Raw genomic sequence first — 23,802 nt, 5'->3', positions numbered from 1 at the left:
GAGAGGCATAATGAAAACGCTGCTGATCATTGATTCCGGTCTTGGACAAGCTCGCGCCTATATGGCGAAGACCTTGCTGGGCGCGGCGGCACACAAAGCGCATGTTGAACTCGTCGACAACCCAAATGACGCCGAACTGGCGATTGTTCTGGGTGATAAAGTCCCGGCTGACAGTGCGCTGAACGGCAAAAAAGTGTGGCTGGGCGATATCAATCGCGCGGTGGCACATCCCGAACTGTTCCTGAGCGAAGCGAAAGGCCACGCAACGGTTTACAGCGCACCTGTTGCTACCGCAGCAGTGGCGACGGCAACCGGCCCGAAACGCATCGTGGCGATTACTGCCTGCCCGACGGGCGTGGCGCACACCTTTATGGCGGCTGAAGCCATCGAAACCGAAGCGAAAAAACGCGGCTGGTGGGTGAAGGTCGAAACCCGTGGTTCCGTGGGCGCAGGCAATGCGATCACCCCGGAAGAGGTGGCGGAAGCGGATCTGGTCATGGTGGCGGCAGATATCGAAGTTGACCTGGCGAAATTCGCCGGTAAGCCGATGTATCGCACCTCTACCGGCCTGGCGCTGAAGAAAACGGCGCAGGAATTTGATAAAGCACTGGCTGAAGCGAAACCTTATCAGCCAACGGGCAAATCAGAGTCCTCCGCCAGCGAAGGCAAAAAAGAGTCTGCGGGCGCTTATCGTCACCTGCTGACCGGCGTGTCTTACATGCTGCCGATGGTGGTTGCGGGTGGTCTGTGTATCGCACTCTCCTTCGCTTTCGGTATCGAAGCCTTTAAAGAGCCGGGTACGCTGGCGGCGGCGTTGATGCAGATTGGTGGTGGCTCGGCGTTCGCGCTGATGGTGCCTGTTCTGGCGGGTTATATTGCGTTCTCCATCGCTGACCGTCCGGGCCTGACGCCGGGTCTTATCGGCGGTATGCTGGCTGTGAGCACTGGCTCGGGCTTTATCGGCGGTATCATCGCCGGTTTCCTGGCCGGTTACGTCGCGAAGGCCATCAGCTCGAAGCTGAAGCTGCCGCAAAGTATGGAAGCACTGAAACCGATCCTGATCATTCCACTGATCTCAAGCCTGGTGGTTGGCCTGGGTATGATTTACCTCATTGGTAAGCCGGTTGCGGGTATCCTGGAAGGTCTGACCCACTGGCTGCAAACCATGGGTACGGCGAACGCGGTACTGCTGGGCGCAATCCTTGGCGGCATGATGTGTACTGATATGGGTGGTCCGGTCAACAAAGCGGCTTACGCGTTTGGTGTCGGCCTGCTGAGTACTCAGACGTATGCCCCGATGGCCGCTATCATGGCTGCCGGTATGGTGCCACCGCTGGCGCTGGGTCTGGCGACCATTATTGCACGCCGTAAGTTCGATAAGGCGCAGCAAGAGGGCGGTAAAGCGGCGCTGGTACTGGGACTGTGCTTCATTACCGAAGGTGCGATTCCGTTCGCGGCGCGTGATCCGATGCGTGTTCTGCCTTGCTGTATCGCAGGCGGCGCGGTAACCGGTGCGATCTCCATGGCGATTGGCGCGAAACTGATGGCGCCGCACGGCGGTCTGTTTGTTCTGCTGATTCCTGGCGCGATTACCCCGGTTCTGGGTTATCTGTTCGCGATTATCGCCGGTACGCTGGTGGCGGGTCTGTCTTACGCGGTGCTGAAACGCCCGGAAGCAGAAGTGGTTGCGAAAGTAGCGTAAATGTCTTGTCGGGTGGCGCTTAGCTTCCCCGACCGACAAAGTAAAAAGCCGGGTGCTTACGCGACCCGGCTTTTTTTATGCGGCTTGTTCAGCCGTTTGCTGTGCTTTCAGCCAGGCGATCTCTTCCGCCCAGATATCCGGATTCACCGTTTCCAGCACCATAGGGATGCCGTCAAAGCGGGCGTCCTGCATGATAAAGCGGAACGCGTCGTGGCCGATATTGCCCTCACCCAAACTGTGATGGCGGTCGACGCGGCTGCCGAACGCGCTTTTGGCATCGTTCAAATGCATGCCGCGCAGATACTTAAAGCCGACAATACGTTCAAACTCTGCGAAGGTTTTCTCGCACTCTTCAACGGTGCGCAGGTCATACCCGGCGGCAAAGGCGTGGCAGGTATCAATGCAGACGCCGACGCGGGATTTATCTTCCACACCGTCGATAATCGTCGCCAGATGCTCAAACTTGAATCCCAGATTGCTGCCCTGGCCTGCGGTGTTTTCGATTACCGCGGTGACACCGGTGGTCTGCGCCAGCGCAATATTGATGGATTCGGCGATCCGCGCCAGACACGCATCTTCTTCGATTTGCATCAGATGGCTGCCAGGATGGAAGTTCAGTAGCGTCAGGCCAAGCTGTTCGCAGCGCTGAAGTTCATCCAGAAACGCCTCGCGCGATTTATCCAGCGCCTCCTGAACCGGATGGCCCAGGTTGATGAGGTAACTGTCATGCGGAAGGATCTGGCCCGGCCCGAAGTGATACTTCTCGCAGGCGGCTTTGAAATCTTCAATCACTTCAGTGGTGAGCGGCGCAGCGCGCCACTGGCGCTGATTTTTGGTGAACAGGGCGAAAGCGGTCGCCTCGATTTCGGCGGCGCGAATGGCGGCATTCGCAAGACCACCTGCTGCGCTCACGTGCGCTCCAACGTATTTCATAAGGGACTCCTGTTAACCCGAAACGCTTATGATAGCGGGTTAACAGATTTTTTACGCCCCCCAACAAGAAGATCGTAGTAGCCGCCAGACCCTCGTTGCCTGCATATCCCTTTGCTTTTGGCATAGCTGCTGCCGGAGGAAATAATGCTTGTCCAGTGGCACTCAGAGTAGTCAGTGCCGAGAGGGTAAAAAGAGATAATAAAACAGTCGCTCCTACCTGCCGGTTAGGACGGTAAAAAATGAAAACTGCCGCCTTCAAAGAAGACGGCAGTTCAACATGGTTACCCGAGCAAAACGGAGAGTGGGTTACGAGATAGTCGCAATTCAGAATTTATTTATATTCATCAAATGGATGCATTAAGCTAACGCATAATGTACCGCCAGGTTGATCGCCCCGCCGCCCACAATCAGCCAGACAAACAGTACCAGTGCCATCAGTAGCGGTTTGGCCCCGGCTTTTTTCAGCGCGCTGACATGGGTGGTGACGCCCAGAGCGGCCATCGCCATCGCCAGCATGACGGTATCCAGTGTAATCAGCATATCGACCACTGCTTTTGGCAGCAGATGGAACGAGTTAAACACCGCCACCACAATAAACAGAACGGCGAACCAGGGAATGGTGATTTTGCTTTTCTCACCTTTGCCTGCTGGCGAAAGTTGTTTTACGCGTGCCGCCAGAATAATCAGGAACGGGGCCAGCATCATCACGCGCAGCATTTTGGCAATCACCGCCGCATTTTCGGCATCCGGATTGATGGCATGACCGGCCGCCACAACCTGCGCCACTTCATGCATGGTCGAACCAATATAGATCCCGTAGGCCTCCGGCGTGAACCAGTGTGCCAGCAGCGGGTACATGGCAGGATAAAGGAATATCGCCAGCGTACCGAATATCACCACCGTCGCCACCGCAACGGTCACTTTACTCGACTCGGCTTTCACCACCGGTTCTGTCGCCAGTACAGCCGCGGCCCCACAAATACTGCTCCCCGCGCCAATCAGCCAGCTGGTTTGTTTGTCGAGGCCAAAGACTTTTTGCCCGATAAAGCAGGCCAGCATAAAGGTGCTGGTTAGCGTTAACACGTCGATGGCAATGCCGCTCACGCCGACGTCGGCAATCTGCGCAAAGGTGAGGCGAAAACCATAAAGAATGATACCCAGGCGCAGCAAATGCTGTTTGGCAAACAGCACACCCCCATCGCAGGCGGACCAGATTTTTGGGTAAACCGTATTGCCGACCACCATCCCCAGCAGGATCGCCAGCGTCAATGCGCTAAATCCTGCCCCGGCGACGGCCGGAATACTGCCACCCCATAATGCCACCCCGGTGATCAATGCACTTAGCGCAAGCCCCGGGATGTAATGCCACAGTGTTCGATGATGATGCACAGTGAGTTCAGTCATAGCCTTCTCCTTTTAATGGTTAAAAGGTTACGGCGCTCTGGCTTAAAAATAAAATTGATTATATATTTATAATTAATCTTTATAAGTGGTAAGCAGAGCGCTTACCGGGTGGAAGGCCACGATGCACATAACATTACGTCAACTGGAAGTTTTCGCCGAAGTGTTGAAAAGCGGGTCGACCACCCAGGCTTCGCAGCGGCTGGCCTTGTCTCAGTCGGCGGTCAGCGCCGCGCTGACGGATCTGGAAGGGCAGCTCGGGGTGCAGCTTTTCGACAGGGTAGGGAAGCGGCTGGTGGTGAACGAACACGGACGTCTGCTTTACCCGCGTGCGCTGGCGCTACTGGAGCAGGCTGTCGAAATTGAACAGCTGTTCCGGGAGGACAACGGGGCGATCCGAGTGTATGCCAGCAGCACCATCGGTAACTATATTCTTCCGGAAGTGATTGCCCGCTATCGCCGCGATTTCCCGGCATTGCCGCTGGAGATGAGCGTCGGCAACAGCCAGGATGTGATTAATGCGATTATTGATTTCCGCGTGGACATTGGGCTTATCGAAGGGCCGTGCCATAACGTGGATATCATTGCGGAACCCTGGCTGGAAGATGAGCTGGTGGTATTTGCCTCTCCCGCCTCTTCCTTATTACAGGGCGAGGTCACGCTGGAACGCCTGGCGCAGGCGCCCTGGATTTTACGCGAGCACGGTTCAGGCACGCGCGAAATCGTCGATTATCTTTTGCTCTCGCATTTGCCGCAGTTTCAGCTGGGCATGGAGCTGGGTAATTCCGAGGCGATTAAACACGCCGTGCGGCACGGTCTTGGGATTAGCTGTCTCTCCCGTCGCGTCATCGCCGAGCAGCTCGAAAGCGGTTCCTTGATTGAAATTCCGGTTCCACTGCCGAAGCTGGTGCGCACCCTGTGGTGTATTCATCACCGCCAAAAACACCTTTCGAATTCGTTGCAGCGGTTTTTGCGCTATTGCGAAATCTAGTCCAGGCTCTGCTTTACTTATAATTCCGGAGCCGTCATGAAGCTCTCTTATAACAGAGCATTTCTGCCAGAAGGATCGCGGATCGTCTGCTACAATCTCGCCTCATTTTTTGAATGGACAGCATTTTCATATGGTTTCCGAAACTAAAACCACAGAAGCGCCCGCGCTACGCCGCGAACTCAAGGCGCGTCACCTGACGATGATCGCCATTGGCGGTTCTATCGGTACAGGTCTTTTTGTTGCCTCTGGCGCAACTATTTCAGCGGCAGGCCCGGGTGGCGCGCTGTTTTCTTACATGCTGATTGGCCTGATGGTGTACTTCCTGATGACCAGTCTGGGCGAACTGGCAGCTTATATGCCGGTATCCGGCTCTTTCTCCACTTACGGCCAAAAATACGTTGAAGAAGGCTTCGGTTTTGCGCTGGGCTGGAACTACTGGTACAACTGGGCGGTGACCATCGCCGTTGACCTCGTGGCCGCACAGCTGGTCATGAACTGGTGGTTCCCGGACACGCCAGGCTGGATCTGGAGCGCGCTCTTCCTGGCCGTGATCTTCCTGCTGAACTACATCTCCGTGCGCGGTTTTGGCGAAGCGGAGTACTGGTTCTCGCTGATTAAAGTCGCGACCGTTATCATCTTTATCGTCGTCGGCGTGGCGATGATTGTCGGCATTTTCAAAGGGGCGCAGCCAGCGGGCTGGAGCAACTGGCAGATTGGCGAAGCGCCGTTCGCCGGTGGTTTTGCGGCAATGATCGGTGTGGCGATGATCGTCGGCTTCTCCTTCCAGGGCACCGAGCTGATTGGTATCGCGGCGGGTGAATCTGAAGATCCCGAGAAGAACATTCCGCGCGCCGTGCGTCAGGTATTCTGGCGTATCCTGCTGTTCTATGTGTTCGCGATCCTGATTATCAGCCTGATTATTCCTTACACCGATCCAAGCCTGCTGCGTAACGATGTTAAAGACATCAGCGTCAGCCCGTTCACGCTGGTCTTCCAGCATGCGGGTCTGCTCTCTGCGGCAGCGGTGATGAACGCGGTGATCCTGACGGCGGTGCTGTCGGCGGGGAACTCAGGGATGTACGCTTCAACGCGTATGCTCTACACCCTGGCCTGCGACGGTAAAGCGCCACGTATTTTCTCTAAACTGTCTCGCGGCGGTGTTCCGCGCAACGCGCTGTATGCAACCACGGTGGTGGCGGGGCTGTGCTTCCTGACGTCGATGTTCGGCAACCAGACGGTTTACCTGTGGCTGCTGAACACCTCCGGTATGACCGGCTTTATCGCCTGGCTGGGGATTGCGATCAGCCACTATCGTTTCCGCCGCGGCTATGTGAAGCAGGGGCACGATATTAACGATCTGCCGTACCGCTCTGGTTTCTTCCCGTTAGGGCCAATCTTCGCCTTCATTCTGTGCCTGATCATCACGCTCGGTCAGAACTACGAAGCCTTCCTGTCAGACACCATCGACTGGGGCGGCGTCATGGCGACGTACATTGGTATCCCTCTGTTCCTGATCATCTGGTTTGGTTACAAACTGACGAAAGGAACCCGATTCGTCCGCTACAGCGAAATGGAATTCCCTGGACGAATCAAACAATAATCGCACTTCCTCTCTTTTAGCCCGCTCATTCGAGCGGGCTTTTTTATCCCCACAGTATGCATAAATGACATAATTGTTAACAATTGAATTGATAATAATTATCGTTTGTTTTATCGTTATCGCCGTTATCAAAAGGATGAAGGAGTCAGCGTCGCGTTTTTGAAAAGACGATGACGTTACTGCCACACCTGCAAAGAAACACACAGCCGACCGGCCAAAGAAGCCGGCGGTATGCAATGCACTGTGAGCAATAATTATTTGATATTGTTGTGTTTACCTCATGGAGATATGGAATGTTTAGGTTAAATCCCTTCGTACGGGGAGGACTCTGTGCGTCTGCACTGTCCCTGGCGTTACCGGTTATTGCGGCTGAGTCCGGCGATACCCTGGTTGTCACGGCGTCTGCCACTGAACAAAACCTCAAAGATGCACCGGCCAGTATCAGCGTCATTACTCAGGAAGATCTGCAGCGTAAACCCGTTCAGAACCTGAAAGATGTGTTACAGGACGTGCCAGGTGTGCAACTCACCAACGAAGGGGATAACCGTAAAGGGGTCAGTATCCGTGGGCTGGACAGCAGCTACACCCTGATTCTGGTGGACGGTAAGCGCGTCAACTCCCGCAACGCCGTCTTCCGCCATAACGATTTCGATCTCAACTGGGTTCCGGTCGATGCCATCGAGCGTATCGAAGTGGTGCGCGGCCCGATGTCATCGCTGTACGGGTCCGATGCGCTGGGCGGGGTGGTAAACATCATCACCAAAAAAATCGGCCAGAAATGGACCGGCACCCTGACCGCCGACACCACGATTCAGGAACATCGCGATCGCGGTGATACCTACAACGGTCAGTTCTTTACCAGCGGTCCGCTGGTGGATGGCGTGCTGGGGCTGAAAGCCTACGGTAGCCTCTCTAAACGCGAAAAGGATGACCAGCAGGAATCCTCAACCTCTGCGACGGGCGAAACGCCGCGCATTGAAGGGTTCACCAGCCGCGACGCTAACGTCGAATTCGCCTGGACGCCGAATCAAAACCACGATTTCACCGCAGGCTACGGTTTCGACCGTCAGGACCGTGACTCAGACTCTCTCGACCAGAACCGCCTCGAACGCCAGAACTACTCCCTGAGCCACAACGGGCGCTGGGATGTTGGCAACAGCGAGCTGAAATTCTACGGCGAGAAAGTCGATAACAAAAATCCTGGTAACAGCAGCCCGATTACCTCCGAAAGCAACAGTATCGACGGGAAATATGTCCTGCCGCTTGGTGAAATTAACCAGCTGCTGACCTTCGGCGGCGAATGGCGACACGACAAACTGAAAGATCCGGTGAACCTGACCGGCGGCTCCAGCAGCAATACCTCTGCCAGCCAGTACGCGCTGTTTATTGAAAACGAATGGCGTATTTTTGAGCCGCTGGCGTTGACCACTGGCGTGCGTATGGACGATCACGAAACCTACGGCGACCACTGGAGCCCGCGTGCGTATCTGGTCTATAGCGCAACCGACACCGTGACGGTGAAAGGCGGCTGGGCGACGGCCTTTAAAGCTCCCTCCTTACTGCAGTTAAGCCCGGACTGGACCACCGGTTCGTGCCGGGGTGCCTGTGAAATTGTCGGTAGCCCGGATCTGAAACCAGAAACCAGCGAAAGCTTCGAGCTGGGTCTTTACTATGCCGGGGAAGAGGGCTGGTTAGAGGGCGTTCAGGCCAGTATTACCACCTTCCAGAACGATGTGGATGACCGTATCAGCATCCTCCGCACCGCAAATGTAAATCAGGCGCAGAGCTATCCAAACTACGTTGGGCTGAATGCCGACGGTGAGCCGATTTTCCGCTACTACAACGTCAACAAAGCGCGTATTCGCGGCGTGGAAACCGAGCTGAAATTCCCGCTGGCCGAAGACTGGAAAGTGACGCTGAATTACACCTACAACGACGGACGTGATATCAGCAACGGCGGCAACAAACCGCTGTCCGAGCTGCCATTCCATACCGCGAACGGAACCGTGGACTGGCAGGCAACGCAGGACTGGTCCTTCTATATGCAGGGTAACTATTCCGGCGAAAAACGTGCCATCACCGCCGGCGATGCAACGCCAGGCGGGTATGTGGTCTGGAATACCGGTGCAGCGTGGCAGGCAACGAAAAATGTCAAACTGCGTGCAGGCGTGCAAAACCTGCTGGATAAAGATCTCAGCCGCGACGATTACAGCTATACGGAAGATGGCCGTCGTTACTTTATGGCAGTGGATTACCGCTTCTGATAGCGAGTTGGCCGGGTGAAGGTTATGCCTTTCCCGGCCAACGCTTGCGCTCTGTATTGGCCCGGTTTGCGTCGCGCACCGGGCAACAGGCTGGGTTATTTCAGTAAATACTCCGCATGGAAGCGGAGATGATCCTCGATAAACGAGGCAATAAAGTAATAGCTATGATCGTGCCCCGGCTGGATGCGCAGGGTCAAAGGCCAGCTTTTCTGCCGCGCCACTTCCGCCAGCACTGCGGGCTGCAGTTGATCGGCGAGGAACTGATCGGCATCACCCTGATCGATAAGCGTCGGGATCGCCTGTTCCGGAAGGCTTGCCTGCATCAGCGCACAGCTATCCCATTCCTGCCAGGTGGTGACATCATCGCCCAGATAATTCGAAAACGCTTTCTGCCCCCAGGGTATCTGAGTCGGGTTCACAATCGGCGCAAAGGCGGAGACGCTGGTGAATTTACCCGGATTTTTAAGCGCCATAATTAACGCGCCGTGTCCGCCCATCGAATGCCCGCTGATGGCTGCGCGATCACTCACGGCAAACTGCGCCTGGATCAGAGCAGGCAGCTCGTCGCGAATGTAATCGTACATCCGGTAATGGCTCGCCCAGGGCTGTTGGGTCGCATTCAGATAGAAACCCGCCCCTTTACCCAGATCGTATCCGGCGTCGTCAGCGACATCATCGCCGCGCGGGCTGGTGTCGGGCATCACCAGCGCAATGCCTAATTCAGCCGCAACGCGCTGTGCACCCGCTTTGGTGGTGAAGTTCTCATCGTTGCAGGTCAGGCCGGAGAGCCAGTACAGCACCGGTGGCTTAACATTACCGGTGGCCGGTGGCAGAAAGATGCTGAACGTCATCGCGCAGTTCAGCGTGGTGGAGTCGTGCCGCCAGCGCTGCTGCCGACCTTCAAAACAACGGTGCTCTTCGAGCAGTTCCATGCAAGGCTCCTGATTTTGTGTCGATATTCACTCAATCCATAATACAGATTATTCATTCACCTGTGAGCAACTTTCACTTCCGCATTAAGTCGATATGTTGCATCATGAATTAACTAAATTTTAACAATTGGGGCGATCATGGCGCTGCGTATCGCGCTCAGCGGATTTGTGGTTTTGGTGGTGGCGATGGGGATAGGGCGCTTTGCTTTTACGCCTCAGGTTCCGCTGATGATTTCGGCCGGACAGCTGACGCTGACCAGCGCCGGGCTGGTGGCCGCCATGAACTATCTGGGCTATTTAGTTGGTGCGTGGGATGCCATGCGGGCACACCGCTTTGTTGAAGGGCGTCTCTATCTCGGGATCTTCGGCGCGGTAGCGCTGACGCTGCTGTCAGCCGTCGCGGATAACGCCATCATTCACGGCCTGATTCGTTTCGCGATCGGCTGCATGAGCGGCTGGTCGATGGTGCTAATTGCCGCCTGGACCAACGAACGGCTGGCTCATTTTGGTAAGCCGGGACTTAGCGCGGCGGTCTTTGCCGGGCCGGGAGCGGGCATTGCCTTAAGCGGCCTGCTGGCGGTCTATATTCAGGCACGCTCGCTTTCAGCAGGCGCGGCGTGGCAGATTTATGGCGTGCTGGCGCTGATTCTTATCGTGCTGGTGGCGCGTTATCTCCCGCGCGGCGGGCAGTTGCATCGGCCGGGAACGGCGCCGGAGCCGCTGGTGCTGACCACCGATTTGCGTCGCCTGGTCTGGAGCTACAGCCTGGCAGGGTTTGGCTACATTCTCCCGGCCACCTTTTTATCGCAGATGGCGGCCGTACGTTTCCCTGGCAGCCTGTTTGCGCAGTTTGTCTGGCCCGTCTTTGGCGCGGCGTCTGTCATCGGGATTGCGCTGAGCATCGCCCTTCGCCACGTCTCGACGTCGAACCGCCGTCTGTCGATTGTCCTCTGGTTGCAGGGGCTGGGCGTGTTTGCCGCCTGGCTGATGCCGGGGATCGGTGGCCTGATAACGGGCGCATTGCTGGTGGGCGGTGGGTTCCTCTGTGCCGTGCAGCTCTCCCTGCTGTGCGGCCGCGAACTGGCCCCGAACCACACCCGTTATATGGCCGGTTTACTGACCACAGGGTATGCGCTCGGTCAATTGGTTGGGCCGGTCACGTCGGCGCTCTCGACCTGGCTTACCCATCAGTTGGAGCCGGCGCTGGGCCTTGCAGGGCTGGCATTGTTTGTCGGCGGAGCACTGGTCTGGGATCGTCAGGCCGAAAGGCAGCAGCAATTGCAATAATTATCGCTGTGAATACTGGATTATGTGCGCCACCTCACGCACAATGAGCGCACACTTTTGCTTCAAAGAGGGCAAAAGGCAGCCACACCTGCAGGAGAAAAATAATGCCATCACTCAGTAAAGAAGCCGCTCTCGTTCACGAAGCTTTAGTCGCGCGTGGTCTTGAAACCCCGCTGCGTCCGCCTGTTAATGAACTGGACAACGAAACACGCAAACGTCTTATTTCCGGGCACATGACCGAGATCATGCAGTTGCTGAATCTCGACCTGAGCGACGACAGCCTGATGGAAACTCCGAATCGCATCGCCAAGATGTATGTCGATGAGATTTTTTCCGGTCTCGATTACGCCAATTTCCCAAAAATCACCGTCATCGAAAATAAAATGAAAGTCGATGAAATGGTGACCGTGCGTGATATCACTCTGACCAGCACCTGCGAACATCATTTCGTGACTATCGACGGCAAAGCGACCGTGGCCTATATCCCGAAAGATACGGTGATTGGTCTGTCCAAGATCAACCGCATTGTGCAGTTCTTTGCCCAGCGTCCGCAGGTGCAGGAGCGCTTAACGCAGCAGATTCTGACGGCGCTGCAAACGCTGCTTGGCACCAACAATGTGGCTGTATCTATTGATGCCGTCCATTATTGCGTTAAAGCGCGCGGCGTTCGCGATGCAACCAGCGCGACAACCACCACGTCGCTGGGTGGCCTGTTTAAATCCAGCCAGAACACCCGCCAGGAGTTCCTGCGCGCCGTGCGTCACCACAACTAACCACAGGGCAGGATAAATGGAGCGTAATGTCACGCTGGATTTTGTACGTGGCGTTGCCATTCTCGGTATCCTGCTACTGAATATCGCCGCTTTTGGACTGCCCAAAGCGGCGTATCTCAATCCCGCCTGGTATGGCGATATTACCCGCAGCGACGCCTGGACATGGGCGATTCTCGATCTCTTCGCGCAGGTTAAATTCCTCACGCTCTTTGCGCTCCTCTTCGGCGCTGGGCTGCAACTGCTCCTCAAACGTGGCAAACGCTGGATCCAGTCGCGGCTGACGCTGCTGGTACTGCTCGGCTTTATCCATGGCCTGTTTTTCTGGGATGGCGATATTCTGCTGGCCTATGGATTAGTCGGTCTGATTTGCTGGCGAATGATCCGCGATGCCCACGACGTAAAAAACCTGTTCAATACGGGGGCGATCCTCTATCTGATTGGCATCGGCGTACTGTTGCTGCTGGGAATGATCTCCGGTGGGGCGACCAACCGCTCATGGATCCCGGATGCGGCGAATCTGCAATACGAACAGTTCTGGAAGCTGAAAGGCGGCGTAGAGGCTATCAGCAATCGCGCGGATATGCTCGGCGATAACCTGATCGCACTCGGCGCGCAGTACGGCTGGCAGCTGGCGGGAATGATGCTGATGGGCGCGGCACTAATGCGCACCGGCTGGCTGAAAGGGGAATTTAGTCTCGCTCATTACCGCCGGACCGGGTGTGCGCTGGTGCTGACTGGCGTCATCATCAATCTGCCTGCGATTGTCGGGCAGTGGATGCTGGGCTGGGATTACCGCTGGTGCGCGTTCCTGTTACAGGCCCCGCGTGAGCTGAGTGCCCCGTTCCAGACCATCGGCTATGCGGCGCTGATTTTCGGCTTCTGGCCGCAGATAGCCCGTTTCCGACTGGTGGCTGCCGTGGCCTGTGTTGGCCGGATGGCGCTGAGCAATTATCTGCTGCAAACCCTGATCTGCACCACGCTGTTCTATCATTTCGGCCTGTTTATGAAATTCGACCGCCTTCATCTGCTGGCGTTTGTTATTCCGGTCTGGGCGGTGAATCTGGTGTTTTCCGTCATCTGGCTGCGTTTCTTCCGCCAGGGACCGCTGGAATGGTTGTGGCGTCAATTAACCGCACGTGCTGCAGGTGTATCATTGACTAAAACATCCAGATAACGATCTGGATCACAATCATTAACAAAACGGATGTAAACGTTTTCATCTGTGTGAGCTTCTTCACGTAGTCCCCTCCTTGTCACTGCCAGAATAGCCTCCTTGCTAAACACAGGGGGTGTCTGTGAGTTGCTGCAATCCTTTAAAGGATGGTGAATATGATCACCATTCGTGACGTAGCCCGCATCGCGGGTGTTTCTGTTGCTACCGTCTCCCGCGTGCTGAATAACAGCGCGCTGGTCAGCCCTGAAACGCGTGAAACCGTGATGAAAGCGGTGACGCAGCTCGGCTATCGGCCCAACGCCAATGCGCAGGCCCTCGCCACCCAGGTGAGCGACACCATTGGCGTGGTGGTGATGGATGTATCGGATGCCTTCTTTGGTGCGCTGGTGAAAGCCGTGGACGTTGTCGCCCAGCAGCACCACAAATATGTGCTGATCGGTAACAGCTACCACGAGGCTGAAAAAGAGCGTCACGCCATTGAGGTGTTGATCCGCCAGCGATGTAACGCCCTGATTGTCCACTCAAAAGCCTTGAGCGATGAGGAGCTGGCGGGGTTTATGGATCAAATTCCTGGTATGGTGCTCATCAACCGCGTGGTGCCGGGGTATGCCCACCGCTGTGTCACGCTGGACAACGTCAGCGGGGCGATGATGGCGACGCGCATGCTGCTCAATAACGGCCATCAGCGCATCGGCTATCTCGCCTCCAGCCACCATATTGAAGATGACGATATGCGACGGGAAGGCTGGCAAAACGCCCTGAAAGAAGCCGGGATTGTGCCGTCAGACAGCTGGATTGGTACCGGTTCGCCGGATATGCCGGGAGGGGAGGCCGCGATGGTCGAACTGCTCGGACGGAATCTGCAACTGACCGCCGTCTTTGCCTACAACGACAGCATGGCCGCCGGGGCGCTCACTGCGCTGAAAGACAACGGCATTGCGGTGCCGCAGCATCTGTCATTGATTGGTTTTGATGATATTCCGATTGCCCGTTACACGGACCCGCAGCTCACAACCGTGCGCTATCCAATCGCGTCCATGGCCCGTCTGGCAACGGAGCTGGCGTTACAGGGCGCCGCAGGGCAGCAGGATTTGAGCGCAACGCACTGTTTCATGCCGACTTTAGTACGCCGCCATTCTGTGGCTGTTAAACAAATTGTGGCTCCGATCACTAACTGATTACGTCAGGTGATGTAACCGTTTTCAATCTGTGAGTAAATTCACAGTATCTTAACAAGCCGCTGACTATGATGTCAGCGTTTTAGGAGCTGAAACGCTATGTAACGGTGATTAATCACTTTCACTATAGCCAAAGTGCCCCAAACGACAAATAAAACGCATTACTGGAGCGTTACCGAACACGGAAGATAGAAATTTTATAAGTGAACTTCGGCTGTCAGTAACGTTTTTCTAACATCTGCCCGCCGACCGTTATTCACAAGAACTACCCTGCATAAAAAAAACCGGAGATACCATGAATAAGAAGGTGTTGACTCTGTCTGCTGTTATGGCAAGCATGCTTTTTGGTGCAGCTGCGCACGCTGCGGATACCCGTATTGGTGTGACAATCTATAAATACGACGACAACTTTATGTCTGTTGTTCGTAAAGCTATCGAGAAAGATGCTAAAGCAGCGCCAGACGTTCAGCTGCTGATGAATGACTCCCAGAACGACCAGTCCAAACAGAACGACCAGATCGACGTTCTGCTGGCGAAAGGCGTGAAAGCCCTGGCCATCAACCTGGTTGACCCGGCAGCTGCAGGCACCGTTATTGAAAAAGCACGTGGCCAGAATGTGCCTATCGTCTTCTTCAACAAAGAGCCTTCCCGCAAAGCGCTGGACAGCTATGACAAAGCCTTCTATGTCGGTACTGACTCTAAAGAGTCCGGTATTATTCAGGGCGATCTGATCGCGAAACACTGGGCAGCGAACCCGAACTGGGACCTGAACAAAGACGGTCAGATTCAGTTCGTTCTGCTGAAAGGCGAGCCGGGCCACCCGGATGCTGAAGCACGTACCACGTATGTGATCAAAGAGCTGAATGACAAAGGTCTGAAAACCCAGCAGCTGGCGTTAGATACCGCGATGTGGGACACCGCTCAGGCGAAAGATAAGATGGACGCATGGCTGTCTGGCCCGAACGCGAACAAAATCGAAGTGGTTATCGCCAACAACGATGCGATGGCAATGGGTGCTGTTGAAGCACTGAAAGCGCACAACAAATCGTCTATCCCTGTCTTCGGCGTGGATGCCCTGCCAGAAGCGCTGGCACTGGTTAAGTCTGGCGCAATGGCCGGTACCGTTCTGAACGATGCGAATAACCAGGCTAAAGCGACCTTCGATCTGGCGAAAAACCTGGCCGATGGCAAAGGTGCGGCTGATGGCACCAACTGGAAAATCGAGAACAAAATCGTTCGCGTTCCTTACGTGGGCGTAGACCAGTCAAACCTGGCTGAGTTTATCGGTAAATAAGTTAGAGATTGCATGTTCTCACAGGGCGCAATTCGTTGCGCCCTTTTATAACGCGATATGCGAGGCCGTCAAGGTATAATTATGGTCAGCACAAATACTCAGTCGTCAGGCGAATTCTTGTTAGAAATGAGCAATATTAACAAGTCTTTTCCCGGCGTTAAGGCTCTCGACAATGTTAATTTAAAAGTACGTCCTCACTCTATTCATGCGTTGATGGGGGAGAATGGTGCGGGTAAATCAACATTATTAAAATGCCTTTTTGGGATCTATCAAAAAGATTCTGGTAGCATTCTTTTTCAGGGGAAAGAGATCGACTTCCATTCCGCCAAGGAAGCACTGGAGAATGGTATTTCGATGGTTCACCAGGAATTAAACCTGGTGCTTCAGCGTTCTGTTATGGACAATATGTGGCTGGGTCGTTACCCAACCAAAGCTGTATTTGTCGATCAGGACAAAATGTATCGTGACACCAAAACGATTTTTGATGAACTGGATATTGATATTGACCCGCGCGCCCGCGTAGGCACCTTATCCGTTTCACAAATGCAGATGATTGAAATTGCCAAGGCATTCTCCTATAACGCGAAAATCGTGATTATGGATGAGCCAACGTCATCCCTGACGGAAAAAGAGGTGAACCACCTTTTCACCATTATCCGTAAGCTGAAAGAGCGTGGCTGTGGCATCGTCTATATCTCGCATAAAATGGAAGAGATCTTCCAGCTGTGCGATGAAATCACCATTCTGCGTGACGGCCAGTGGATCACCACTCAGCCTCTCGAAGGGCTGGATATGGACAAGATCATCGCCATGATGGTCGGCCGCTCCCTGAACCAGCGCTTCCCGGACAAAGAGAACAAGCCGGGCGAAGTGATTCTGGAAGTTCGCAACCTTACGTCTTTGCGTCAGCCCTCTATCCGCGATGTCTCCTTCGACCTGCATAAGGGCGAAATTCTGGGTATCGCAGGCCTGGTCGGTGCGAAACGTACCGATATCGTGGAAACCTTATTTGGTATCCGTGAAAAATCGGACGGCACCATTACGCTGCACGGTAAGCGCATTAATAACCATAACGCCAACGAAGCGATTAACCACGGCTTTGCCTTGGTGACTGAAGAGCGTCGTTCGACGGGGATTTATGCTTATCTGGATATTAACTTCAACTCGTTAATCTCCAATATTCGTAACTATAAAAATAAGATGGGCCTGCTGGATACTTCCCGCATGAAAAGCGATACCCAGTGGGTTATCGACTCGATGCGTGTAAAAACCCCAGGACACCAGACGCAAATCGGTTCACTTTCCGGCGGTAACCAGCAGAAGGTTATTATTGGTCGCTGGTTATTAACGCAGCCAGAAATTTTAATGCTTGATGAGCCGACGCGCGGTATTGACGTGGGTGCAAAATTTGAAATCTATCAGCTGATTGCTGAACTGGCTAAAAAGAATAAAGGGATCATTATTATTTCTTCCGAAATGCCGGAATTGTTAGGGATCACAGATCGTATTCTGGTTATGAGCAATGGTCTCGTTGCCGGAATTGTTGACACCAAAACGACAACGCAAAACGAAATTCTCCGTCTTGCGTCTTTGCACCTTTAAGATCAGGGGCTCCTCATGAGTGCGTTAAATAAAAAAAGTTTTCTCACTTATCTGAAAGAGGGCGGTATTTACGTCGTTCTTTTAGTATTACTGGCCATTATTATTTTCCAGGACCCTACGTTCTTAAGTTTGCTTAACTTGAGTAACATTTTGACCCAGTCCTCCGTGCGTATCATCATCGCGCTGGGCGTGGCGGGGCTGATTGTGACTCAGGGTACGGACCTGTCAGCAGGGCGCCAGGTAGGTCTGGCGGCGGTTGTGGCCGCCACGCTGTTGCAGTCGATGGAAAACGCCAACAAGGTGTTCCCGGAGATGGCCACCATGCCAATTATTGTGGTGGTGCTGATTGTCTGTGTGGTGGGTGCCATCATCGGTCTGATCAACGGTATTATCATCGCCTATCTGAACGTGACGCCGTTTATCACCACGCTGGGTACGATGATTATCGTTTACGGTATCAACTCCCTGTACTACGACTTCGTGGGTGCATCCCCGATTTCCGGTTTCGACAGCGGCTTTTCGACCTTCGCGCAGGGCTTTGTGGCGCTGGGCAGTTTCCGCCTCTCCTACATCACCTTCTACGCGCTGATCGCCGTGGCCTTTGTCTGGGTGCTGTGGAACAAAACGCGCTTCGGTAAAAACATCTTCGCTATCGGCGGCAACCCGGAAGCAGCAAAAGTGTCCGGCGTTAACGTGGCCCTGAACCTGCTGATGATTTATGCCCTGTCCGGCGTGTTCTATGCCTTCGGCGGTTTGCTGGAAGCGGGTCGTATCGGCTCAGCGACGAACAACCTCGGCTTCATGTACGAACTGGATGCTATCGCAGCCTGTGTGGTAGGCGGCGTATCCTTCAGCGGCGGTGTAGGTACGGTGGTGGGCGTGGTGACGGGTGTAATCATCTTTACCGTTATCAACTACGGATTGACCTATATCGGTGTGAACCCGTACTGGCAGTACATCATCAAAGGGGCGATTATCATCTTTGCGGTGGCGTTGGATTCCCTCAAATACGCGCGCAAGAAGTAATCTTACCAAAACGAAAAACCCGCTCACGAGCGGGTTTTTTTATCTCTTCTCTTTCTTCTGTAATTCCAGCAGTTGGTCCGGGGTAACCGCCGGATAATCCTGCGCATCCTCGGGCACCTGATGCATCTCCGGAATTGGCACCAGCGGGCCTAAAAAGCGCGGTTCACGTTTGAAGAGATAGAGATCCGCCAGCGCGCCAAAGCGTGCGCCAAACTCACGCACACGAACGCTCCACATATCTTTCGGAGAAGGGACCGCGTAGCACTGCGCCTGAATCCCCATATGCAGGGCAATAAACAGCGCGCGCTCGCAGTGGAAGCGCTGGGTGATGATAATAAAATCATTAGTATCAAAGACCTTACGCGTACGCACAATGGAGTCCAGGGTGCGGAATCCGGCATAGTCCAGAACGATATCCGCCGGATCGACGCCAGCAGCAATCAAATCTTTGCGCATGGTCATCGGTTCGTTATAGCTTTGCTGGGCGTTATCGCCGCTCAGCAGCAGGTAATTGACCTTGCCGCTGTTGTAGGCGTTCAGCGCCCCCTGAATGCGGTAGCGGTAGTACTGATTAATCACGCCGGTGCGATAATACTTCGCCGTCCCCAGCACCACACCCACCTGGCGATAAGGTAAATCCTGCAGATCGTCAAAGATATAGGGGGCGGTTTTCCAGCTCATCCAGCGGTCGAGGCCGAGCACAGTCAACAGCAGAATGCCGACCAGGACACACAGGCTGTAAAACACGCGCTTTAACATGAAGATGGCTCGTTCCGTGGAGGGAAATTTCACTTAGGCTACTTTACCCGCCTGGTAATCGCAAGAAACAGCGGTTTGATTGGGGGGAATTTCATCAGCAGGGCGGGCATTTCTGCCCGCACAGGTCTATTACGCCAGCAGCGTACGGTCGATACTGGTACAGCCGAGCGCCTTGAGGGTGGCGGCGGTGGCATCCCACTGGATCAGCGGCGCATCGGCCTTTTCTGCCAGAGTCGCACGCTGAATATCCGGGTAATCGTATCCGTTGAGGCTCAGCAGGTTCAGGGCGCCTTGCAGCGGTGGCAGCGTCGGGTTGAATGCCGCGTTTTCGGCATAGCTGCCGCTGAAGATTTTGCCATCACGCAGCTCCAGCGCCACGCCGCTTGGCGACTTGCTGTACGGTGTATGACTTTTGTTTGCCGCCGCAATGGCCGCTTGCGTCAGGTCATCGCCCGCTAACGCATAGCCATGATCCTGGTCGTCCATCAGCAGGGTTTTGATATCCAGGTCTTTCGGGCCGAAGGCGTCCGGCAGATAATCGCCCAGCGTATGCGGCTCACGGCCTGGCAGGTTGATGCGCAGTTGCAGACCGCTGTTCAGTTCATTCATAAACTGACGGCAGTGACCGCAAGGGGTGTAGTTCACGGTGATGGCCTGCAGCGCTTTCTCACCACGCAGCCAGGCATGGCTGATGGCGCTCTGTTCTGCATGGACGGTCTGTTGCATGGTCGCACCAAGGAACTCCATGTTTCCGCCGAAATACCAGGTTCCGCTCACGCCGCGCGCAATCGCGCCAACGTTAAAGTGGGAGAGATCGGCTCTGGCGCAGGCGGCAGCCAGCGGCAGTAGTGCGAAAGCCAGCGCGTCTTCGTCCAGTCCCGTAGCCTGTTTAAGCGTCGTGACCTGCTCCGCAGTCAGCAGGGCGGGGAAATGCGTATCCGCCAGAACCGGAGCCAGGGCTGATTGCAAATTCTCTGCGAGCTGGGCAAAAGCAGTTTGAAAACGTGGGTGCATGGCAATGCCTCATAAAGGTTAATGGATCGGTAGTGTACGGAGCCAATAGCGCTTTATATGTGATCTACTTCTCATTATGTATGCAACTTATGAAAACAAAATGAAATTTGCGCGACGCATCGCAAATTTTAGCCCACTACCGCCAGAATAATCGGGAACAGGAACGGAGCGATCAGCGAGGTCATGATCCCGCAAATCACCAGCGCCAGCGAACTGAACGCGCCTTCCTGATAGTCCAGCTCGGCGCAGCGCGCAGTGCCGAGGGCGTGGGAGGCCGTACCCATCGCCAGCCCGCGGGCGGCTTTGGTACGGATACGCATGACATTGAGCAACGTGTGGCCAAACACCGCACCCAGGATCCCGACAAAAATCACGCACATGGCGCTAATGGCCGGGATACCACCGATGCTGCCGCCCACGGCCATCGCAATCGGCGTGGTCACGGATTTCGGCAGAATAGAGGCGGCGATTTGCGGCGACGCCCCCATCAGCAGCGCCACTGACGTCCCCGTTACCATGGCGACGACGCTACCAATCAGACAGATGGTGATGATCGATTTCCAGCGCGCGCGGATCTGGTGCAGCTGCTCGTAAAGCGGAAACGCCAGCGCCACGACGGCAGGCTGGAGCAGATCGTTTAAAATTTTGCTGCCCGCAAAATAGCGTTCGTAAGGAATGCCGGTGAGCAGCAGGAACGGAATAATCACCACCATCGCCACCAGCAGCGGGTTGAGAAGCGGCATCTTGAAACGCGCGGCAAGTTTACGTGCGGCGAAAAACACCACCAGTGTCAATGGCAGCGACCACCAGATATTGGCCATCATTTTTGACTTCCTTTCTGCCCAACGACTTTGCGTTCGCCATGTACCAGATGCGAACTCCAGCTCACGACCAGGAACACGACCAGCGTACTCACCGCGCAGGAGACCAGAATCGGGCCGTACTGGGCTTTAAGCAGATCGTAATATTGCATCACGCCCACGCCTATCGGCACAAACAGCAGCGCCATATAGCGGATCAGCACAAAGCAGCCAGGGTTGACCCACTTCGCGGGCAGAATTTGCAGCGCCAGCAGCAGAAAAAGAATCAGCATGCCGATAATGCTGCCGGGAATGGTGATCGGTAGCAGGGACGAAATGAAAATCCCGGCATACAGGCAGGCATAGATCAGAATAAAAGCACGCAGGTACTGCCAGAGGGTATTCAGAGTTTTGATCATGGTGAAAGTCCTTGATGGAACGCATTCATCATACAATTAAACATAGAAACGTGCTACGGATCACATCATGATTTTTGAGCATACCAGACATTCCTTTTTGGAACGTTAGGCAATTCCCCAGCATTCACAGCAAAAGCCATACAAAACAGTGTAGTTGCGGTGACTATTTTTGAAGCAGTGATATGATAAAAGCCATTCCCGCGATCAGGAGATTCTAATGTCAGAATTCATTTTTTTCCGGAAAGGGACACAGATTTTCGCCGTGGAGAAGGGCAATGCGGAAGGCTCATCACACCTGGAAGCACAGGGCTATGAGCAGGAGTTTGAAGAGATCACGGCGCCCGATGCCCAAAGTGCGCTGGCGCGTTACAACGATATCAAAAAAGAAGATGAGCTGAACGTCTACGCCTTCGCGCTGGGCCCGACATTCACGCTGCTCATCGTGGTCGTTCTGACGGCGGTGGCCTACGTCGTAATGAAATAGACGCGCGTTAAGCCCTTTGCACCTTTATAGAGAGCGGCTACTATAGCGGGTCTTTTTCCACAGGGTTTTAGAATGCGTGTTTTACTGGCGCCGATGGAAGGCGTGCTCGACTCATTAGTGCGCGAGCTGCTGACTGAGGTAAATGATTACGATCTCTGCGTCACCGAGTTTTTGCGGGTGGTCGATATGCTGTTGCCAGTAAAGTCGTTTTATCGACTCTGCCCGGAGCTGCATCGTCAGAGCCGGACCACCTCCGGTACGTTGGTGCGTATCCAGCTGCTGGGGCAGTACCCGGAGTGGCTGGCGGAGAACGCGGCCCGTGCGGTAGAACTGGGTTCATACGGTGTCGATCTCAACTGCGGCTGTCCGTCGAAAATGGTCAACGGCAGCGGCGGTGGCGCAACGTTGCTAAAAGATCCTGAGCTGATCTATCGCGGCGCGAAAGCGATGCGTGAGGCGGTGCCAGGCCATCTCCCGGTGACGGTAAAAGTGCGTCTGGGTTGGGACAGTCACGACCGCCAGTTTGAGATTGCCGATGCGGTGCAGCAGGCCGGGGCGACGGAGCTGGTGGTTCATGGGCGTACCAAAGACGATGGCTATAAAGCAGATCGTATCAACTGGCAGGCGATTGGGGAGATCCGCAAGCGTCTGTCGATTCCGGTGATCGCGAATGGCGAAATCTGGGACTACGAAAGTGCGCAGGCCTGTATAAAAGATACGGGCTGCGATTCAGTGATGATCGGGCGCGGGGCGCTGAATGTGCCTAACCTGAGCCGGGTGGTGAAGTACAACGAGCCGCGTATGCCGTGGCCGGATGTGGTTACGCTGCTGCAAAAATATTCGCGTCTGGAAAAGCAGGGCGACACCGGGTTGTACCACGTGGCACGTATCAAACAGTGGCTGAGCTATTTACGCAAAGAATATGACGAAGCGCTGGGGTTATTTCAGGAAATTCGGACTCTGCAGACATCAGCCGACATTGCGCGGGTCATTCAGGCCAAATAATAGCGTCGGGATCGTCGCGTTACTGCCCTCGCAGGCTTTCATAGGGCATATAACGTTTCACTAAAGGCGATGTGCGCTACGTTTAGCGATATGTTCCGCTGGCGCAGGAGAGCGGGGTGGCGAAACTGAAAACCGCTTCAATAACGATCTGTATCACGTTTTTACGCGTAGTACATTGAGGCTGCGATTGAAACTGATAGAGTGCAAAAACTGGATTGTTACTGCTGCGGCAGGCAAAACCTGATTTTCTGGCATCTGCCGGAGGTCAGGTTTTTTTGTTTCTGGGGTTCTGATGAAAATCGCCAAAATTCTCAATAATAATGTGGTGGTTGTTCTGGATGAGCACATGCGCGAACAGGTCGTGATGGGGCGCGGGCTGGCCTTCCAGAAACGCATCGGTGACGATCTTGACGCTGAGAAAGTGGAAAAGGTTTTCGCACTGCAAAGCGATGAGCTGGCGCGTCGATTGGGGGAATTACTCAGTCAGATCCCGCTTGAGGTAATGACCACCTGCGACCGCATTATTGGGCTGGCGGCGCAGCGGCTGGGGAAATTGCAGGACACTCTCTACATCACGTTGACCGACCACTGCCATTTTGCCATCGAGCGGCAAAAGAAAGGCCTGGCGATCAAAAACGTGCTGTTGTGGGAGATCAAACGTCTGTACCCGAAGGAGTTTGAGCTGGGGCAGGAAGCAAGGGCGATTATCGCCAGCAGGCTGGGGGTGGAGCTTGCCGAAGATGAGGCGGGGTTTATCGCGCTTCACCTGGTCACGGCGCAACTGAACAGCGAAATGCCTGAAGTGATGCACGTCACCCGCGTTATGCAGGAGATTCTGCAGCTGGTGAAGTATCAGCTTCAGCTGGAATATGACGAAGAGTCGCTCAGCTATCAGCGCTTTGTCACCCACCTGAAGTTCTTTGCTCAACGGATGCTGACCCGCACCGTGGTGGAAGATGACGATGTGACGCTGCATACGGCGGTAAAAGATAACTACGCGAAAGCCTGGATTTGCGCCGAGAAAATCGCGCAGTATCTGCAGAAAAGTTATCAGCGCGAGCTGACGACGGAAGAAATTATGTTTCTCACCATTCATATTGAGCGAGTGAGAAAAGAGGGGCGTTAAGCTCCAAAATCTGGATTGTTACTGCATAACGCAGGCAA

At 54.6% G+C, this 23,802-nt stretch carries 21 protein-coding genes; 14 read left to right on the top strand and 7 right to left on the bottom strand.

Translation table 11 applies throughout. The annotated features are described in order from the left end of the window. The first annotated feature begins 10 nt into the window (after positions 1–10). Positions 11–1,702: a PTS fructose transporter subunit IIBC gene (fruA, locus tag C0560_RS13825; RefSeq protein WP_102104868.1), complete on the top strand. Its 1,692-nt coding sequence runs from the start codon at positions 11–13 to the stop codon at positions 1,700–1,702. 75 nt (positions 1,703–1,777) lie between these two features. Here the strand turns inward: fruA and nfo are convergent, their stop codons facing one another. After that, entirely contained in the window at positions 1,778–2,635 is an 858-nt protein-coding gene (gene nfo / locus C0560_RS13820) for a deoxyribonuclease IV (protein ID WP_248858764.1), read from the bottom strand. Between the two features lie 357 nt (positions 2,636–2,992). After that, entirely contained in the window at positions 2,993–4,039 is a 1,047-nt protein-coding gene (locus C0560_RS13815; protein WP_142503410.1) for a YeiH family protein, read from the bottom strand. Between the two features lie 121 nt (positions 4,040–4,160). Here C0560_RS13815 and yieE point away from each other — a divergent pair, with 121 nt between their 5' ends. From yieE to cirA, 3 genes are all read left to right on the top strand, one after another. Beyond that, the gene (gene yieE / locus C0560_RS13810; RefSeq protein WP_100779516.1) at positions 4,161–5,027 is read left to right on the top strand and encodes a DNA-binding transcriptional regulator YeiE; all 867 of its coding nucleotides are present in this window, start codon (positions 4,161–4,163) and stop codon (positions 5,025–5,027) included. A 130-nt stretch (positions 5,028–5,157) separates the two neighbouring features. Next, on the top strand, positions 5,158–6,627 hold the full coding sequence (lysP, locus tag C0560_RS13805) for a lysine-specific permease (protein WP_100779517.1): 1,470 nt from the start codon (positions 5,158–5,160) through the stop codon (positions 6,625–6,627). A gap of 293 nt (positions 6,628–6,920) precedes the next feature. Further along, entirely contained in the window at positions 6,921–8,891 is a 1,971-nt protein-coding gene (gene cirA / locus C0560_RS13800; protein ID WP_181826590.1) for a catecholate siderophore receptor CirA, read from the top strand. A 95-nt stretch (positions 8,892–8,986) separates the two neighbouring features. Here cirA and fghA read toward each other — a convergent pair whose 3' ends face one another. Next, positions 8,987–9,823 carry an S-formylglutathione hydrolase gene (fghA, locus tag C0560_RS13795; RefSeq protein ID WP_248858763.1) on the bottom strand — a complete coding sequence of 279 codons (837 nt, stop codon included), beginning with the start codon at positions 9,821–9,823 and terminating at the stop codon, positions 8,987–8,989. A 138-nt stretch (positions 9,824–9,961) separates the two neighbouring features. Here fghA and C0560_RS13790 point away from each other — a divergent pair, with 138 nt between their 5' ends. From C0560_RS13790 to mglC, 7 genes are all read left to right on the top strand, one after another. After that, positions 9,962–11,110 carry a YbfB/YjiJ family MFS transporter gene (locus C0560_RS13790; RefSeq protein ID WP_102104862.1) on the top strand — a complete coding sequence of 383 codons (1,149 nt, stop codon included), beginning with the start codon at positions 9,962–9,964 and terminating at the stop codon, positions 11,108–11,110. A gap of 104 nt (positions 11,111–11,214) precedes the next feature. Beyond that, positions 11,215–11,883 (top strand): GTP cyclohydrolase I FolE, encoded by a 669-nt coding sequence (folE, locus tag C0560_RS13785; RefSeq protein WP_100779522.1) that lies wholly within the window; start codon positions 11,215–11,217, stop codon positions 11,881–11,883. Positions 11,884–11,899: 16 nt separating this feature from the next. Continuing rightward, positions 11,900–13,057 carry a DUF418 domain-containing protein YeiB gene (yeiB, locus tag C0560_RS13780; protein WP_248858762.1) on the top strand — a complete coding sequence of 386 codons (1,158 nt, stop codon included), beginning with the start codon at positions 11,900–11,902 and terminating at the stop codon, positions 13,055–13,057. 155 nt (positions 13,058–13,212) lie between these two features. Beyond that, positions 13,213–14,235: an HTH-type transcriptional regulator GalS gene (gene galS / locus C0560_RS13775; RefSeq protein WP_100779524.1), complete on the top strand. Its 1,023-nt coding sequence runs from the start codon at positions 13,213–13,215 to the stop codon at positions 14,233–14,235. 295 nt (positions 14,236–14,530) lie between these two features. Then, positions 14,531–15,529, top strand: coding sequence for a galactose/glucose ABC transporter substrate-binding protein MglB (gene mglB, locus C0560_RS13770; RefSeq protein WP_063143782.1), 999 nt, complete (start codon positions 14,531–14,533; stop codon positions 15,527–15,529). 81 nt (positions 15,530–15,610) lie between these two features. Further along, positions 15,611–17,131 (top strand): galactose/methyl galactoside ABC transporter ATP-binding protein MglA, encoded by a 1,521-nt coding sequence (mglA, locus tag C0560_RS13765; protein WP_248858761.1) that lies wholly within the window; start codon positions 15,611–15,613, stop codon positions 17,129–17,131. Between the two features lie 15 nt (positions 17,132–17,146). Then, entirely contained in the window at positions 17,147–18,157 is a 1,011-nt protein-coding gene (gene mglC / locus C0560_RS13760) for a galactose/methyl galactoside ABC transporter permease MglC (protein WP_100779526.1), read from the top strand. 39 nt (positions 18,158–18,196) lie between these two features. Here the strand turns inward: mglC and sanA are convergent, their stop codons facing one another. From sanA to C0560_RS13740, 4 genes are all read right to left on the bottom strand, one after another. Further along, entirely contained in the window at positions 18,197–18,916 is a 720-nt protein-coding gene (gene sanA / locus C0560_RS13755) for an outer membrane permeability protein SanA (RefSeq protein WP_102104860.1), read from the bottom strand. Between the two features lie 129 nt (positions 18,917–19,045). Continuing rightward, a complete protein-coding gene (gene cdd, locus C0560_RS13750; protein ID WP_248858759.1) occupies positions 19,046–19,930 on the bottom strand; it encodes a cytidine deaminase in 885 nt (294 codons plus the stop codon). Positions 19,931–20,058: 128 nt separating this feature from the next. Beyond that, positions 20,059–20,754, bottom strand: a complete 696-nt coding sequence (locus C0560_RS13745) for a CidB/LrgB family autolysis modulator (protein WP_100779529.1) — start codon at positions 20,752–20,754, stop codon at positions 20,059–20,061. Further along, the gene (locus tag C0560_RS13740; protein ID WP_123427288.1) at positions 20,751–21,149 is read right to left on the bottom strand and encodes a CidA/LrgA family protein; all 399 of its coding nucleotides are present in this window, start codon (positions 21,147–21,149) and stop codon (positions 20,751–20,753) included. Before C0560_RS13740 ends, C0560_RS13745 begins: the two co-directional genes overlap by 4 nt. Positions 21,150–21,366: 217 nt before the next feature. Between C0560_RS13740 and C0560_RS13735 the strand changes: the two genes are divergently transcribed. The 3 genes from C0560_RS13735 to licT all read left to right on the top strand — a co-directional run bounded on the left by C0560_RS13735 (position 21,367) and on the right by licT (position 23,764). Further along, complete coding sequence (locus tag C0560_RS13735; protein WP_100779531.1) at positions 21,367–21,633, top strand: hypothetical protein; 267 nt, start codon at positions 21,367–21,369, stop codon at positions 21,631–21,633. Between the two features lie 72 nt (positions 21,634–21,705). After that, positions 21,706–22,638 carry a tRNA dihydrouridine(16) synthase DusC gene (gene dusC / locus C0560_RS13730; protein WP_248858757.1) on the top strand — a complete coding sequence of 311 codons (933 nt, stop codon included), beginning with the start codon at positions 21,706–21,708 and terminating at the stop codon, positions 22,636–22,638. A gap of 292 nt (positions 22,639–22,930) precedes the next feature. After that, positions 22,931–23,764, top strand: a complete 834-nt coding sequence (gene licT / locus C0560_RS13725; protein ID WP_248858755.1) for a BglG family transcription antiterminator LicT — start codon at positions 22,931–22,933, stop codon at positions 23,762–23,764. Positions 23,765–23,802: the final 38 nt, after the last annotated feature.

Origin of the sequence: Lelliottia sp. AC1 (assembly GCF_023278595.1) — a bacterium.
Taxonomy (GTDB): Bacteria; Pseudomonadota; Gammaproteobacteria; order Enterobacterales; family Enterobacteriaceae; genus Enterobacter; species Enterobacter nimipressuralis.
This window is presented reverse-complemented; position numbering and strand designations above follow the sequence as displayed.

Excerpts from the sequence above, each read along its gene's own strand:
- fghA (WP_248858763.1), bottom strand. The coding sequence starts at position 9,823 with ATGGAACTGCTCGAAGAGCACCGTTGTTTTGAAGGTCGGCAGCAGCGC.
- C0560_RS13815 (WP_142503410.1), bottom strand. The coding sequence starts at position 4,039 with ATGACTGAACTCACTGTGCATCATCATCGAACACTGTGGCATTACATC.
- nfo (WP_248858764.1), bottom strand. The coding sequence starts at position 2,635 with ATGAAATACGTTGGAGCGCACGTGAGCGCAGCAGGTGGTCTTGCGAAT.
- cdd (WP_248858759.1), bottom strand. The coding sequence starts at position 19,930 with ATGCACCCACGTTTTCAAACTGCTTTTGCCCAGCTCGCAGAGAATTTG.
- mglC (WP_100779526.1), top strand. The coding sequence starts at position 17,147 with ATGAGTGCGTTAAATAAAAAAAGTTTTCTCACTTATCTGAAAGAGGGC.
- sanA (WP_102104860.1), bottom strand. The coding sequence starts at position 18,916 with ATGTTAAAGCGCGTGTTTTACAGCCTGTGTGTCCTGGTCGGCATTCTG.
- cirA (WP_181826590.1), top strand. The coding sequence starts at position 6,921 with ATGTTTAGGTTAAATCCCTTCGTACGGGGAGGACTCTGTGCGTCTGCA.
- yieE (WP_100779516.1), top strand. The coding sequence starts at position 4,161 with ATGCACATAACATTACGTCAACTGGAAGTTTTCGCCGAAGTGTTGAAA.
- C0560_RS13740 (WP_123427288.1), bottom strand. The coding sequence starts at position 21,149 with ATGATCAAAACTCTGAATACCCTCTGGCAGTACCTGCGTGCTTTTATT.
- C0560_RS13745 (WP_100779529.1), bottom strand. The coding sequence starts at position 20,754 with ATGATGGCCAATATCTGGTGGTCGCTGCCATTGACACTGGTGGTGTTT.
- galS (WP_100779524.1), top strand. The coding sequence starts at position 13,213 with ATGATCACCATTCGTGACGTAGCCCGCATCGCGGGTGTTTCTGTTGCT.
- fruA (WP_102104868.1), top strand. The coding sequence starts at position 11 with ATGAAAACGCTGCTGATCATTGATTCCGGTCTTGGACAAGCTCGCGCC.
- mglB (WP_063143782.1), top strand. The coding sequence starts at position 14,531 with ATGAATAAGAAGGTGTTGACTCTGTCTGCTGTTATGGCAAGCATGCTT.
- licT (WP_248858755.1), top strand. The coding sequence starts at position 22,931 with ATGAAAATCGCCAAAATTCTCAATAATAATGTGGTGGTTGTTCTGGAT.
- folE (WP_100779522.1), top strand. The coding sequence starts at position 11,215 with ATGCCATCACTCAGTAAAGAAGCCGCTCTCGTTCACGAAGCTTTAGTC.
- C0560_RS13735 (WP_100779531.1), top strand. The coding sequence starts at position 21,367 with ATGTCAGAATTCATTTTTTTCCGGAAAGGGACACAGATTTTCGCCGTG.
- dusC (WP_248858757.1), top strand. The coding sequence starts at position 21,706 with ATGCGTGTTTTACTGGCGCCGATGGAAGGCGTGCTCGACTCATTAGTG.
- C0560_RS13790 (WP_102104862.1), top strand. The coding sequence starts at position 9,962 with ATGGCGCTGCGTATCGCGCTCAGCGGATTTGTGGTTTTGGTGGTGGCG.
- mglA (WP_248858761.1), top strand. The coding sequence starts at position 15,611 with ATGGTCAGCACAAATACTCAGTCGTCAGGCGAATTCTTGTTAGAAATG.
- lysP (WP_100779517.1), top strand. The coding sequence starts at position 5,158 with ATGGTTTCCGAAACTAAAACCACAGAAGCGCCCGCGCTACGCCGCGAA.
- yeiB (WP_248858762.1), top strand. The coding sequence starts at position 11,900 with ATGGAGCGTAATGTCACGCTGGATTTTGTACGTGGCGTTGCCATTCTC.